10 protein-coding genes are annotated in these 13,694 nt (G+C 67.7%); 6 read left to right on the top strand and 4 right to left on the bottom strand.

Translation table 11 applies throughout. The features are described from left to right. The first annotated feature begins 411 nt into the window (after positions 1-411). From J2X42_RS22060 to J2X42_RS22045, 4 genes are all read left to right on the top strand, one after another. Positions 412-699 carry an HU family DNA-binding protein gene (locus tag J2X42_RS22060; RefSeq protein WP_056341443.1) on the top strand — a complete coding sequence of 96 codons (288 nt, stop codon included), beginning with the start codon at positions 412-414 and terminating at the stop codon, positions 697-699. Positions 700-797: 98 nt separating this feature from the next. Beyond that, entirely contained in the window at positions 798-2,939 is a 2,142-nt protein-coding gene (locus J2X42_RS22055) for a cytochrome c oxidase assembly protein (protein WP_310168118.1), read from the top strand. After that, positions 2,939-4,972, top strand: coding sequence for an NHL domain-containing thioredoxin family protein (locus J2X42_RS22050; protein ID WP_310168117.1), 2,034 nt, complete (start codon positions 2,939-2,941; stop codon positions 4,970-4,972). The genes J2X42_RS22055 and J2X42_RS22050 overlap by 1 nt, the downstream gene beginning before the upstream one ends. Positions 4,973-5,185: 213 nt before the next feature. Beyond that, a complete protein-coding gene (locus J2X42_RS22045) occupies positions 5,186-6,028 on the top strand; it encodes a DUF559 domain-containing protein (protein WP_310168116.1) in 843 nt (280 codons plus the stop codon). Here the strand turns inward: J2X42_RS22045 and J2X42_RS22040 are convergent. The 4 genes from J2X42_RS22040 to J2X42_RS22025 all read right to left on the bottom strand — a co-directional run bounded on the left by J2X42_RS22040 (position 6,025) and on the right by J2X42_RS22025 (position 11,430). After that, complete coding sequence (locus tag J2X42_RS22040; protein WP_310168115.1) at positions 6,025-7,017, bottom strand: hypothetical protein; 993 nt, start codon at positions 7,015-7,017, stop codon at positions 6,025-6,027. The two genes, J2X42_RS22045 and J2X42_RS22040, sit on opposite strands and share 4 nt — an antisense overlap. A gap of 131 nt (positions 7,018-7,148) precedes the next feature. Continuing rightward, on the bottom strand, positions 7,149-8,876 hold the full coding sequence (locus J2X42_RS22035) for a helicase HerA-like domain-containing protein (RefSeq protein ID WP_310168114.1): 1,728 nt from the start codon (positions 8,874-8,876) through the stop codon (positions 7,149-7,151). 4 nt (positions 8,877-8,880) lie between these two features. Then, positions 8,881-9,363 (bottom strand): GNAT family N-acetyltransferase, encoded by a 483-nt coding sequence (locus tag J2X42_RS22030; protein ID WP_310168128.1) that lies wholly within the window; start codon positions 9,361-9,363, stop codon positions 8,881-8,883. 45 nt (positions 9,364-9,408) lie between these two features. After that, on the bottom strand, positions 9,409-11,430 hold the full coding sequence (locus tag J2X42_RS22025) for an FAD/NAD(P)-binding protein (RefSeq protein WP_310168113.1): 2,022 nt from the start codon (positions 11,428-11,430) through the stop codon (positions 9,409-9,411). Positions 11,431-11,742: 312 nt separating this feature from the next. On the opposite strand from J2X42_RS22025, the gene J2X42_RS22020 reads away from it, so the two are divergent. Together J2X42_RS22020 and J2X42_RS22015 are read left to right on the top strand one after the other, a co-directional pair. Next, positions 11,743-12,834, top strand: a complete 1,092-nt coding sequence (locus J2X42_RS22020; protein WP_310168112.1) for an amino acid ABC transporter permease — start codon at positions 11,743-11,745, stop codon at positions 12,832-12,834. Beyond that, positions 12,831-13,688, top strand: a complete 858-nt coding sequence (locus J2X42_RS22015; protein ID WP_310168111.1) for an amino acid ABC transporter ATP-binding protein — start codon at positions 12,831-12,833, stop codon at positions 13,686-13,688. The genes J2X42_RS22020 and J2X42_RS22015 overlap by 4 nt, the downstream gene beginning before the upstream one ends. The last annotated feature ends 6 nt before the right edge of the window (positions 13,689-13,694 follow it).

Below are 13,694 nucleotides of genomic sequence, written 5' to 3'. Positions count from 1 at the left end.
ACTGCACCCGGGAGGGTGTGGGAGAGTAGGTCACCGCCGGAACATCATTAGGTCGAGAGCCTCCAGACACACTCTGGAGGCTCTCCCACTTTAACAACACACCCACGCGGCACCCAGGCCAGCCACCCGCCGTCGCGCCCAAAACCCGCAACAACTGCGAGAGCGTCCGCGAAAAACCCGCAGCAACTGCGAGAGCATCACAGGCCCGGCCACCGCGGGACGGCAGAGAGCGTCCGCTGTGGGCGCAATTCCCGGAAAAATCCCCTAAAATCTGGTGATTTTAGTCAAAAAGTCGCGGAAACACGCGGAATTTGCGGTCCTCGTCGGCCCAAGCTGGTAAGTTTTCGAACAGTGGCTTGTACGCATGCCGCGTGCAGGCTCCAGAAATCATGACCGTCCAGGAGGACATCAATGGCTAAGAACCGTAGTGAACTTGTTTCAGAGGTAGCAGGCAAGGCTGGCACCAGCCAGGCAGCCGTCAACTCCGTCCTCGACGCACTGTTCGAGGTTTTCGAGACCTCTGTCGCCGCGGGCGAGAAGATCACCATCCCGGGCTGGCTCGCAGTCGAGCGCACCGATCGTGCAGCACGCACCGGCCGCAACCCGCAGACCGGCGAGACCATCCAGATCGCAGCCGGCCACAGCGTCAAGCTGACCGCTGGCTCCAAGCTGAAGGCTGCAGTCGCCAAGAAGAAGTAACTTCTTCAACAGCACTTGTGGAGCGGCAACCTGAGGGTTGCCGCTCCACTGCTTTAAGCCGATTCGCCGCCTCGGCACGCGTAGCGGACAATGGATAGGTGCCTTCCGCAGCAAAATCCCGTTCCACCGCACCCCAGCCAGCACCCGACAAGGGAGCGGCTGGAAGGCTGGCCGGTGCCATGGGTATTTCCCGGCCGTGGCAGCTCGCCGGGATCGCGGCATTGCTCCTGGGGCTGACGGCGGCACTCATCTTTTCAGGTGCGGCGGCGGCGCGTGAGGTCTCCGACCCCGGTGCACTGGTCCGCTGGGGACTCCCCATCAGCAAAGCCATCCACAACGTCGCCCTGGCCACGGTAGTGGGCGGCCTGATCTTCGCCGTCGGCATCCTGCCCCGGAGCACCACCCGGCGCCCCAGAGACGACGACGGGCCGGAACACCCTGCCTTCTCCCGCGCTTTGGCCGTCGCAGCTGCAGCCGGCGCGGCGTGGACCCTGTCAGCCATCGCCGTCCTGGTGCTCACCTACTCAGACGTTGCCGGGCAGGGCATCTCCGGGGACGCAGAGTTCACCCAGGCGCTCGTTTACTTCATGACCGATATCGAGACCGGGCGGGCCTGGCTCGCTGTCACCATCATCGCGGCCGTTGTCACCACTGCCCTCTTCGGGGTGCGGTCGCTTGGTGGACTCGCGCTCACCCTGGTCCTGGCGCTTGTTGGACTGGTGCCCGCGGCGCTGATCGGCCACTCTTCCAGCTCCTCCGACCACGAAGGCGCCATCAACTCCCTGGGCCTCCACCTCGTAGGCGTCAGTGCCTGGGTGGGCGGCATCATCCTCCTGGCCCTCCTGTCGGGGATCCTGACCGCCTCAAAGCCCGGCACGGCAGCAGACATCACCGAACCCACCCTGCGCAGGTTCTCCGCGCTTGCAGGCTTCGCCTTCGTCCTCGTTTTCGCCTCCGGCGTCATCAACGCCAGCATCCGCATCACCAACTGGGCTGACCTCGTCGGCTCCGCCTACGGCCAGCTGATCCTGGTGAAGACCGCCGCCACCCTGGTCCTGGGCGGCATCGGATTCATGCACCGGCAATGGGTCATCCCGCAGCTGGGCCGCAAGGGCTCAGCGTTCTCCTCCCGCCGTGTCCTGTGGCAGCTGGTGGTGGTGGAGCTCCTCATCATGGGCGCCACCTCCGGCGTGGCCGTCGCTCTGAGCCGTTCCGCTCCGCCGCAGCCCACCACGTTCGCCCCCGACGCATCACCGGCCTTTATCCTCTCCGGCTACGAGCTGCCGCCGGAGCTGACCCCCGAGCGCTGGCTGACGGAGTGGCGCCTGGACTGGCTGTGGATCGCCGTCGCCGTCTTCGGGCTGGTCTCCTACGTCCTCGGCGTTACCAAGGTGCTGCGCCGCGGCGACAAGTGGCAGTGGTTCCGTACGGTGAACTGGGTCATCGGCCTGATGGTGCTGACATTCATCACGTCCGGGCCGCCGTCGGTCTACGGCCGGGTCCTGTTCTCCGCGCACATGGTGGACCACATGGCGTTGACCATGGTGGCCCCCATCTTCCTGGTGCTCGGCGCCCCCGTGACCCTGGCGCTCCGCGCCCTGCCGGCCCGCGGTGACGGCTCCCGCGGCCTGCGCGAGTGGCTGCTGGTGTTTGTGCACTCCAAGTTCTCGCAGCTGGTGACCCACCCCATTTTCGCGGCCGGCAACTTCGCCGGTTCCATCGTGCTGTTCTACTACTCGGACGCGTTCGGGTTTGCCATGCGCGAGCACGTGGGGCACGAGCTCATGAACCTGCACTTCGCCCTGACGGGTTACATCTTTGTGCTGAGCATGATCGGCACGGACCCGCTGCCCCGCCGCGCGCCGTATCCCATGCGGCTGGTGCTCCTCCTGGCCACCATGGGCTTCCACGCGTTCTTCGGCGTGGCCATCATGGGCGGCACCAACCTCCTGGCCGCCGACTACTTCGGCAACCTCGGCCGGGCCTGGGGGCCGTCGGCCCTGCTGGACCAGCAGACCGGTGGCGCGGTGGCCTGGGGCATCGGTGAGGTTCCCACGCTGCTGGTGGCGATCGGCGTCGCCGTGATGTGGTCCCGCTCCGACGAGCGCGAGTCAAAGCGCACGGACCGCGCGGCGGACAGGAATAACGACGCCGATCTGACTGCTTACAACGATATGTTTGCCAAATTGGCCGAACGCGACGCCAAGCTGGCTGAACGCAACAAGCTGGAAGGACGCTGATGAGCGAAACCGTACGCACCCAACTCCGGGTCCGCGCCTCCGAACTGGTGGGCCGCAACTGGTTGAACACCGGCGGCAAATCGCTGGACCTCGAAGCCCTGCGCGGCAAGATCGTGCTGCTCGACTTCTGGACCTTCTGCTGCATCAACTGCCTCCACGTCCTGGACGAGCTGCGCCCGCTGGAGGAGCAGTATTCCGACGTGCTGGTCACCGTGGGTGTGCACTCCCCCAAGTTCGAGCACGAAGCAGATCCCGTGGCCCTGGCGGCCGCCGTGGAGCGCTACGAGATCCACCACCCGGTCCTGGACGACCCTGAGCTGGACACCTGGAAGGCGTACACCGCGCGCGCTTGGCCCACCCTGGTGGTCATCGACCCCGAGGGCTACATCGTGGCGCACCTGTCCGGTGAAGGCCACGCGGACGGCCTGGCGGTGCTCATCCCCGAACTGATCGCCGAACACGAAGCCAAGGGCACCCTGCACCGCGGTTCCGGCCCCTACGTTGCTCCGGAGGCGACGTCCGGCACCCTGCGGTTCCCGGGCAAGGCGCTATTCCTGCCGGCCGGACGCGGCACATCGCACAGCGGGGGAACGGATGCCGGAACGTCCGACGGCGGCACTTCAGCGGGTGCCGCAGTCCACGGTTCCTGGCTGGTCACCGACACCGGCCACCACCGCCTCGTGGAACTGGGCACCGACTTCGACACCGTCCTGGCGACCTTCGGCACGGGCACCAAGGGCCATGTTGATGGCCCCGCCGGCGCCTCCGCCGATCACGTGCAGGCGACCGCACAGTTCAACGAGCCGCAGGGCCTGGTGCTGCTCCCGGAAGATGTGGCAGCCAAGGTGGGTTACGACGTCGTCATTGCCGACTCCGTCAACCACCGCCTCCGCGGGCTGTCGCTGCGCGACGGAACGGTCACCACGCTCGTGGGCAACGGCGTCCAGCGGCTGCTGGAAACGGGTCCTGCCCGCGTTGACGAGGACGCGGCCGGCTTCACGGGCCTCCTGAGCGAGCACCCGCTTGAGGTCTCCCTGAGCTCCCCGTGGGACGTGGTCTGGTCCCGCAAGCTCAACGCCGTGGTGATCGCCATGGCCGGCACGCACCAGATTTTCAGCTTCGACCCGCTGACCGGGGCCGTTGCCATCGCCGCCGGCAACGGCCTGGAGGGCCTGCTGGATGGCCACGCACACGAGGCCTGGTTCGCGCAGCCCTCCGGCCTGGCGGAAGATGCGGACGGCAACATCTGGGTGGCTGACTCCGAGACGTCCGCCCTCCGGAAGCTGGTCATTGACGACGGCGGCACGGTCACCGTGGAGTCGGCCGTCGGCAAGGGGCTGTTCGACTTCGGCTTCCGTGACGGTGCCGCGTCCGAGGCCCGCCTGCAGCACCCGCTGGGCGTGACGGTCCTGCCGGACGGCTCGGTGGCCATTGCCGACACGTACAACGGCGCCGTCCGCCGCTACGACCCTGCCACGAAGACAGTCTCCACGCTGGCGCGGGGGCTGTCGGAACCGTCCGACGTCATTGTGGACCACACCCAGGCCGCGGGCTCTGAGCCGCTGCTGGTGGTGGTGGAGGCCAACAAGCACCAGCTGGTCTATGTGCCGATCCCCAAGGAAGCCCAGCAGGTGGACGAGGGCGCGGCGCAGACCCACCGGCCCAAGAGCCCGGTCGCGCCCGGACTCCTGATGCTCAAGGTCCGCTTCACGGCGCCCACGGGCCAGAAGCTCGATGACCGCTGGGGCGACCCCACCCAGCTGAAGATCTCCTCCACCCCGCCCGAGCTGCTCGTGGCCGGCGGCGGGACGTCGGTGGGGCTGCTCCGGACGCTGGAGCTCTCGGCCGACATTCCCGAAGGCGTGCTGCACATTACTGCCCGTGCGGCGGCCTGCGACGGACCCGAGACAGAGGACGGCGAGATCCCGGACCACGCCGCCTGCCACCTGTACCAGCAGGACTGGGGCATTCCCCTGCTGCTGCAGGCCGACGGCGACACCGAGCTGGTCCTGGACCTGCGCGGCATGGACTGAGCACCGCCGTCGTGCTTTAGGTGAAAAGGCTGCCTCCCGGGACCTCGCGTCACGGGAGGCAGCCTTTTGAGTCCCCCGGCCCACGCGGAGCGCGGATTTCCAGGGTCCACGCCCGGTTGCGGCGCCTAAACCGTGCCTGGCGTGACGGTGGGTTGTCCACATACGGCGGAAACCGCGGCCCGCAAGCCCCACGAGGGCGGCACCATTGGTCCCATGGACGTCTCGAAAGCACTCGAGCTGTGCGGCGGAGCGGCCCGCAGACCGGCGCTCGCACGGCTGGGCGTCGACGACGCGTCCCTGCGCCGAGCCGTACGCGCCGGAATCCTCCAGCCCGCCCGCGGCCTTTATGCCCTCCCGACGGCGGCACCGGAGATTGTGGCGACGCTGCGGAACCGCGAACTGCTCACCTGCGTCAGCGCTGCCCCGCACTACGGTCTGTGGGCACTGCATGCCCCGGCGGCCCGGCACGTCCACCACCGCCGTGAGGAGGCGGTCCGGAACTCGTCGGCGGTCCATCATGCCGGGCTGCACCTGCCGCCGCCGAACGGGGTGCCCGTGGCGGCGCTGGCCGATGTCCTGATCCACTCCCTGAGGTGCCTGCCTTTTGCTGAGTCGCTGGTGATGGTGGAATGCGCCGTGTCGCGAGGTGATATGACTCTGGATTTCCTCCGCGGCCGACTCCCCGGAAATCGGAACGGGCATGCCCGGGAAGTCCTGAGGTGGGTGGACAGGGGCGCCGAATCCCTTCTGGAGACCCTCGCCCGGACGTACTTCAGGCAGGCTGGGATCAGGGTCGAAACACAGGTGTTCCTGGACAGGGTGGGATACGTGGACCTGCTCCTGGATGGCTGGCTTGTGGTGGAGCTGGACGGTAGGCATCACGCGGACTGGGCACAGGTCAAGAAGGACCATCGCCGGAACAACGAGTCGGTGGTCCAGGGATTCACGGCACTGCGGTACTACTATTCGGACGTGGTGTACTCGCCGGCGGACATGGTGGCGCAAGTGTTGAGCGTGACGCCGAACGAACCGCTGGGGGCCAAGGGCGCAGCCTAGTAGCTCAGGAGCGGGGTGACCTTGATGGTGTCGCCGGAGACGTCCAGGCGGGTGGTGAAGCTGAAGTCCACCTCTTCATTGAGCGGGAACTTCGCGCCCGTGAACGAGTTCTGCTGGACCGCTTCCACCCGGGCTTTGCCGTCGAGCGGCGCCACCACCCAGCGGCCGCCGAACGGCTCGATGGAGATCTCCGGGTACTCGGTGATGCTCCACTTTATGGTGCCGTCGTACACAGTGTTGTTGCTGGCGTAGTAGAAGGGGCAGTCCGGCTGGAGTTTCTGCTGTTTCTGGGCCTCGGCGGCACAGGTGTCCAGGAACTCCTTGACCTTCGCCCCGACGTCCTGCCGGAGATCCTGGGTGGCCTGGGTCAGCAGGTTCAGCGGTGCCACAGGGACGCTGCTGGTTGTTACCGTGGCGCGCGTGGACGGGGCGGCAAAGTATTCGCCGTTCAGGGACGCCTCATACTCGCCGGGGTAGAAGACGGCGAAGGAGTTCCGGCCGTTGGGCATGTTGACCGGCACACCGTTGACGGTGGCCTCGCTGGCGTTCACCACCGTGATGTCCACCGTGGGCAGGCGCGAGGGGACAAAGGCCCAGGTGTTGAAGAAAAGCCACTCGGTGCCGGTCTTCTCCAGGATGAATTCGGTGCGCAGCCGGCTGCCGTCGATGGTGTATTCCATCGGGACCATGACCTGGTTGCGGGGACGTTCTTCGGCGTCGCCGATCTTGACGTTGGCGAAGCGTGAGGCTGCTGTCTGCAGGGCGGTTCCGTCCAGCATGGCGGCGTTGGCCTGCGGCACGGTGGCGCGCAGCAGGCCCAGTGCCTTGCCGCCGTCGCCGCTGTGCAGGGCGTCCAGATACTCGCGTACAGGCTGCTGCGGGCTGGCCACCGTATTGTTCACGAGGTTCACCGCCACGATGGCCCCGGCCACGGCGAGCATGAGGCCCAACAGCCATCCGGCCGCGATCCTCACCAACGCTTGACTCATCTGCACGTCCCCCACGTTACCTGCAAGCCCACCAATTCCGGGTGCCGGTGTACCCCCGCGTGACGCGCAGCGGCCGCTTTTCCAGCGCACGACGGCGGCACCCGGGTCCCTGGAACATCGTCGGTTTTTGCCTAGCGGCGGCGCCGGGACGACGTGCCGAACACGCCACGGAGGAGTTCCCGGCCGAGCTGGGTGCCCATGGAACGGACCATGCTTTTCAGCCCGCCGCCCAGTGCCCCGCCGAGGGCTCCGGCGAGGTCACCCACCATGTCGCCGCCCGCCGGGGCGGACCGTTCCGGGTCACGCGGTGCCCGCGGGGCGCGCCCTGCATCCACGCTTTCCGGAGCAGGAAATGGGGAAGGTGCCGGGCGGCTGCTGGGCCGGCCCAGGATTTCCTCCTCGATCCGGCGCGCCTCGGCGTCGAGATCGGCCTGGCTGGAAGTCCCCGGCGCGGGGGAGCCGGGGACGGGCGGTTCGCCCGGTGCGGCCTGCCCGGTGGGCGCCGCAGCCTTTCCGGTGAGCTTCTCGTACGCGGAGACGTTGTCCACGGCGGTTCCGTACTTGGCCAGCAATGCGGAACCTGCCACGGTGCTCTTGACGAGGTCCTCCGAGCTGGGGCCCATCACGGACTCGGGTGCGCGGAGCCGGGTATGGGCCACCGGAGTCGGGGCGCCTTTCTCGTTCATGACCGTGATGACAGCTTCGCCGATCCCGGCGGAGGTCAGGGTTTCCTCGAGGTCGTAGTCGCTGACCGGGAACGTGGACACGGTGGCTTTGAGCGCCTTGGCGTCCTCGGGAGTGAAGGCCCGCAGCGCATGCTGGACGCGGTTGGCCAGCTGGCCGAGAACGTCCGACGGCACGTCCTTGGGGGTCTGGGTAACGAAGAAGATGCCCACGCCCTTGGACCGGATGAGCCTGACCGTGGTGGTGATGGCGTCCAGGAATGCCTTGGACGCGCCGTTGAACAGCAGGTGGGCCTCGTCCAGGAAGAACACCAGTTTGGGCTTGTCCAAATCGCCGGCCTCGGGCAGGTCCTCGAAGAGGTCCGCCAGCAGCCACATCAGGAACGTGGAGAACAGCATGGGCTTGGTCTGCAGGGTGGGCAGCTCCAGGCAGGTGATCACGCCGCGGCCGTCCGGCGCCGTCCGGAGCAGTTCGGCGGTGTCGAATTCGGGCTCGCCGAAGAACCGTTCCAGCCCCTGCGCTTCCAGGTTCACCAGTTCCCGCAGGATGACGCCGGCCGTGGCCTTGGACAGGCCGCCCAGCTCGGCGAGTTCGTCCTTGCCCTCGGCGGAGGTCAGGAACTGGATGACTGAGCGGAGGTCCTTCAGGTCGATGAGTTCCAGGTTGTTCTTGTCCGCGAAGTGGAAGACCAGCTGCAGGCTGGACTCCTGGGTGTCGTTGAGCTCCATCACCCGTGACAGCAGGATGGGGCCAAACGAGGTGATGGTGGCGCGGACGGGTACGCCGTTGCCGTCGCCGCCCAGGGCCAGGAATTCCACCGGGAACGTCTTGCCGGCCCAGGCCTGGCCGATGCTCTCGGTACGCGCCGTGAGCTTCTCGCTGCCGGCAGCGGCCGTGGCCAGGCCGGAGAGGTCGCCCTTGATGTCGGCAAGGAACACGGGAACGCCTGCGGTGGACAGCTGCTCCGCCATCATGTGCAGCGTGACGGTCTTGCCCGTGCCGGTGGCGCCGGCCACCAGGCCGTGCCGGTTCATCATGGCCAGCGGCAGCCGGACCTGGGCTTCCTTGTGGAGTTCGCCGTCGATGATGGCGGCACCGAGCTCGATGGTGGCACCTTCCAGGGTGTAGCCCTTCTGGATGGTGGCGAGTTTCTCTGCGGTGGTTTTGATGGCCATGCCGCTAGCTTAGCGGCGGACCCGGGAGATCCTTGGTGAATGCCAGCGACTTTATGATCTCCGGATCGGCCTCCACGTCGAACTGCGGCTCATACCCGGTAGTGAGGTACAGGTGCTTGGCTTCCGGCTGCCGGGGACCGGTGGTGAGGTAGATCCGCCGGTAGCCGCGGAGGGCGGCAAGCCGCTCCAGTTCGGTGAGGACCACGCGGGCCAGCCCCCGGCGGCGGTGTGCCGAGTGCGTCCAGATGCGCTTGAACTCCGCGGTGTCCGCGTCGTACCGGCGGAAAGCGCCGCCGGCCACGGATTCGCCGTTCTCCTGGATCATCAGCAGCGCCCCGCCCGGGCCCTCGAATTCCGCCGCCGGGTACCGGTTGAGTTCCTCGGCGGCGGCACCGCGGCCAAAGAGGTCGCCATAGCGGGAGTCGTATTCCACCGCGAGCTCGTCCAGGAGCGGACGGACCCGCGGATCGTGCATGGGCAGGCTCATCACGGTCAGCGCCGCAGGGTTGAGGGGCGTCTTGGTTTCCACTTTTCAGGCCTTTCCGACGGCGGCTGGCTGGGCGGCTGCGGCGGCTCCGGTTGGGCGGGCGGCAGCGGGGGCGGGCTGGGAGGAGGTGACCGCGGCGTCAGCAAAGGGGGCGGCCGCATGCAGCCCGGCCGCGACGGTGAGGATGTGCCTGGCCAGCGCGTCGTTCTCGCGGAACGGTGCGGCGTTGGTGCCCGGCCGGGCGAAGGCCCCGGCTCCCCAGCCCGAGGTGCCCGGGCCAATGCCGAAGATCCGGTCCTGGGCCCGCCCCTGGGCGTCCACCAGCTGGTGCTTTCCGGACACCAGGAGCTTGCCGGTGGAGTGGATGCCGTCATTGGTGAGGAGCTGCTGTTCGGTTCCGAGCCCCGCGGTGTGCACCGACTGGAGCGCCGGGTTCAGCGACCGGGCCACCGACGTTGCCGGCAGCCGGGCCTCGATGAAGGCCTTCGCCCGGACAGCCACGCCCGACTGCGCTGACCTTGCCACGAACTCTCCGGTGGACCCGTCCGTGTCCACGGAGATTTCCGGGCCCAAGAACTCCAGCAGCCCGGCACGGTGCAGGGCCAGCATCTCCCGCAGCCGCCGCGGGGGCGGCCCGGAGTCCACAAAGCTGAAGAATCCGTGCCACCAGCCGTGCACGGTCTGTTGCGAGCGGGCATTGAGCCGTTCGGCCGGAACCAGGCGGCCCAGGTCCATGTACACCTTCAGAAGCGCCACGAACAGGGCCATCGTTTCGGGGTGGCCGGGCCCGTCGCGGAGGACGAGATCGTGTTCGATGTATTCCGCCACCGCGTCCTGCACTTCGGCATGGCCTGCGAAGGACCGACCGGCGAAGGGCCGGTCCAGGCGCTCCAGGTCAAGGTGCAGGCGGGTGTCGGGGACGAATGCGGCCACCAGGTCCTCGCGGGCCGTGCTGTACCAGTCGAGCGCCGCGAACCGGCCGGAAAATTCGGCCCAGCCGGTGCTGACCCGCTCCGGGCTGCCGGTGAAGAGCTCACGGTAGTAGCCGTAGCCGGCTTCCTTGGCGATCAGCGGCCAGAGGTGGCTGCGGAAGTCGAGTTCGGCGTTCAGCTCCAGGAGGCTGTCCACGGCATCGCGGGTGAAGAACCGCAGCTCACCGGGCGCCTCGCCGCGGAGCGGCGCGGACACTTTGGAGTGGTAGGGCACACCGCGCCGCGACCCGGCCAGCAGCCTCGGTTCCCGGCCCGACGCAACGTACCGCAGGCCGCCGTCGGGCGTTTCCTCAAACCGGCCACCGCGCCCCTCCGTGAGGAGGACCAGCAGGTCAACGAACGCCAGCCCCATGCCGGCGACGATCACGTCCTGGCCCGGGGCGAGAGGTGAATAGTCGACGTCGGTGGTGTAGCTGGGTGCCGCGTGGAAGCCGCCGTGCCGGGAGGCGAAGCCGGACCAGGCCTCCGACGCGGCGTCCGGCCTCGAGTCCGTGTGGCCCAGCGCGGTGACCACGACGTCGGCCCGCACCTCGCCGCCGTTGGCCAGCCGCACGAGGTGCGTGCCGGCGTCGGACGCGGTGGGCGAGGAGCTGGCGCGCTCGACGGCAACAGCGGTGGTGCGGTGGACGGTGACGTTCCCGCCGAGTGCCGTGACGGCCCGGCGGAAGAACCACTCGAGGTACTGGCTCTGCAGCTGCCGGGTGGGGAACGTGCCGCCGGTCAGCGTGCGCAGCTGTTCCCGGATGGCGAGCGGGAAGTCCGGAACGTCCGTGATGGATCCGTCGAGCACGCCGGCGGCCCACCCTGCGAGCCCGGGCCCGTCCGCGGCGGGTCCTTCGCAGGCCACCGAGGAGTCGGTGAACATGGTCACGTCCGCCGCTGCCGAGTTGAGCATCAGGCCCGGGTGCTGGTCGTAGCGCCAGATCCTTCCGGAGCCCGGCTCGTACGGCTCTACGACATGGATGTCCAGGGGGCCGCTGAAAAGCGCGGACCGGTTTGCCGCCAGCCGTTCCAGGACGCCCGCAGCCCGCGGACCGCCGCCGATGAAGACAACGGAAGGGACGCTGGCTGGCATGGGGGGCTCCTGACGGGACGCTGCTGAATGGCGGGTGGCTGTTGAGGCTGGACGGGTGGTTGAGAGCCCATGCTAGGCAGCCTTGACGGCGGCGGTCGACGGGCCGGTAACCCCCGTTAACTCCGCGTCACAAGGCGTCAAGGGGCGCAAAAAACCGACTCATGACGCCGTGCGAACTCCGGTGAAGTTATGCAACTTGGCGCCTTGCTGCCCCTTTCCCGGCAGGCCTAGATTTGCAGCCATCGGCCCGGAGCGTTCCGGTCCTGCGGCAAAGTCCGACACATCAGAACCAGTGAAGAAGCGAGGTGGCGCATGAGTTCAGCAGTAACCAAAGTGGCCCAGCCGGCAGAGTCAGTAGAAGCATCACGGCAGGTCCCCGAACCGGCGTCCACCGGGCGGTCCACCGGGCCGTCCGCCGGGCCGGGAAACGGCCAGGGTTCCAACGGCCCGTCCGGCACCAACCCCGGGCCGCGCGGGCCCGCCACCGACTACTCCGGCTACCCGCTCGTGGCTGCGAAGCATCCGTGGCGCTGGGTGGGAACGGCCGCTGTGGCACTGGGTGTGGCCGCGGTGGCGTGGTCACTGGCCACCAACCCGCGCTGGGAATGGGGCGTGGTGGCGCAGTGGTTCACCGCCCAGTCCGTCATCAACGGTCTCCTGGAGACACTCAAGCTGACCGCCATCTCCGGGCTGCTCGGATTTGTGCTGGGCTTCATCCTGGCGCTGATGCGGCTGTCCGCGTCGCCGCTGCTGGTCTCGGTGTCCTGGACGTTCTCCTGGATCTTCCGCTCCACACCGCTGCTGGTCCAGATGCTGCTTTGGTACAACCTGGGCTACCTCTACGAAAAAATCAGTTTGGGCATTCCCTTCACGGACGTCCGGTTCTTCGAGGTCCAGACCACTACCCTGATCAGCCAATTCGCGGCCGCAGTGCTGGGACTGACCCTGAACCAGGCCGCCTATTCCGCCGAGATCATCCGCGGCGGCATCCTCTCCGTGGACCAGGGCCAGCTGGAAGCCGCCGCGGCGCTGGGCATCCCGGCCTGGCGGCGGTCCACCCGGATTGTCCTGCCGCAGGCCATGCGCGCCATCCTGCCCACCGCGTTCAACGAGATTATTGGCCTGGTGAAGGGCACCTCGATCGTTTACGTCCTGGCCTACTCCGAGCTGTTCTACACCGTGCAGGTCATCTACAACCGCACGCAGCAGGTGCTGCCGCTGCTCCTGGTGGCCACGCTCTGGTACGTGGTGATCACCTCCGTCCTCAGCGTGTTCCAGTACTACATCGAACGGCACTACTCCAAGGGCGCCGTGCGGACATTGCCGCTGACGCCGTTGCAGAAAGCCCGGAAATTCTTCGCCACCCACGCCGTGGCACCCAACCGCGCAAGGAGCCCGAGATGAGCACTGCCACTGCTGCCCAGCCGTCCACGGAAACGTCCACCGCCGCCGCCTCAGCGGCCACCGTTTCGCGGCCCACCCGCGGGCTGGTGGAAATCACCAAGGTCCGGAAATCGTTCGGCGCCACCGAAGTCCTGAAGGGCATCACCCTCACGGTCGAACCGGGCGGCGTGGCCGTCATCGTGGGACCGTCCGGCTCCGGCAAATCAACGCTGCTGCGCACCATCAACCACCTGGAAAAAGTCGACGGCGGCCACATCGCCATCGACGGGACGCTGGTGGGGTATGAGGTCCGGGGCAAGCGGCTGCACGAGCTGCGCGAGAAGGACATCCTGAAGCAGCGCACCGGGATCGGCATGGTGTTCCAGAACTTCAACCTGTTCCCGCATCTGACTGCCCTGGAAAACGTGGCCGAAGCGCCGGTGGTCGCGCAGGGCCGTTCCAAGGAGGAAGCCCGGCGCCGCGGCCTGGAACTGCTGGACCGGGTGGGGCTGAAGGACCGCGCCGGCGCCTACCCGCGCCAGCTGTCCGGCGGCCAGCAGCAGCGCGTGGCCATCGCCCGGGCGCTGGCCCTGGACCCCAAAATCCTGCTGTTCGACGAGCCAACGTCCGCGCTTGACCCGGAACTGGTCAACGAGGTTCTGGACGTCATCCGCGAGCTGGCAAAGTCCGGCACCACGCTGATCATCGTCACCCACGAGATGGGGTTCGCCCGCGACGTGGCGGACACCGTGGTGTTTATGGACGAGGGCCAGATCGTGGAACAGGGCAGCCCCCAGGAAATCTTCACCAACCCGCAGGAACCACGCACCCGGAGCTTCTTCTCCAAGGTGCTCGAACCGGCTTTCAATATCTAAGGAACT

Source organism: Arthrobacter sp. BE255 (genome assembly GCF_031457335.1).
Lineage (GTDB): Bacteria > Actinomycetota > Actinomycetes > Actinomycetales > Micrococcaceae > Arthrobacter.
The sequence above is the reverse complement of the archived record's forward strand: the minus strand, read 5'-3'. Positions and strand labels throughout refer to the sequence as shown.

What these genes read in the sequence shown, in the direction of transcription:
- J2X42_RS22020 (WP_310168112.1), top strand. Translation starts at nt 11,743, where the DNA reads ATGAGTTCAGCAGTAACCAAAGTGGCCCAGCCGGCAGAGTCAGTAGAA.
- J2X42_RS22035 (WP_310168114.1), bottom strand. Translation starts at nt 8,876, where the DNA reads ATGGCCATCAAAACCACCGCAGAGAAACTCGCCACCATCCAGAAGGGC.
- J2X42_RS22030 (WP_310168128.1), bottom strand. Translation starts at nt 9,363, where the DNA reads ATGAGCCTGCCCATGCACGATCCGCGGGTCCGTCCGCTCCTGGACGAG.
- J2X42_RS22040 (WP_310168115.1), bottom strand. Translation starts at nt 7,017, where the DNA reads ATGAGTCAAGCGTTGGTGAGGATCGCGGCCGGATGGCTGTTGGGCCTC.
- J2X42_RS22050 (WP_310168117.1), top strand. Translation starts at nt 2,939, where the DNA reads ATGAGCGAAACCGTACGCACCCAACTCCGGGTCCGCGCCTCCGAACTG.
- J2X42_RS22045 (WP_310168116.1), top strand. Translation starts at nt 5,186, where the DNA reads ATGGACGTCTCGAAAGCACTCGAGCTGTGCGGCGGAGCGGCCCGCAGA.
- J2X42_RS22025 (WP_310168113.1), bottom strand. Translation starts at nt 11,430, where the DNA reads ATGCCAGCCAGCGTCCCTTCCGTTGTCTTCATCGGCGGCGGTCCGCGG.
- J2X42_RS22015 (WP_310168111.1), top strand. Translation starts at nt 12,831, where the DNA reads ATGAGCACTGCCACTGCTGCCCAGCCGTCCACGGAAACGTCCACCGCC.
- J2X42_RS22060 (WP_056341443.1), top strand. Translation starts at nt 412, where the DNA reads ATGGCTAAGAACCGTAGTGAACTTGTTTCAGAGGTAGCAGGCAAGGCT.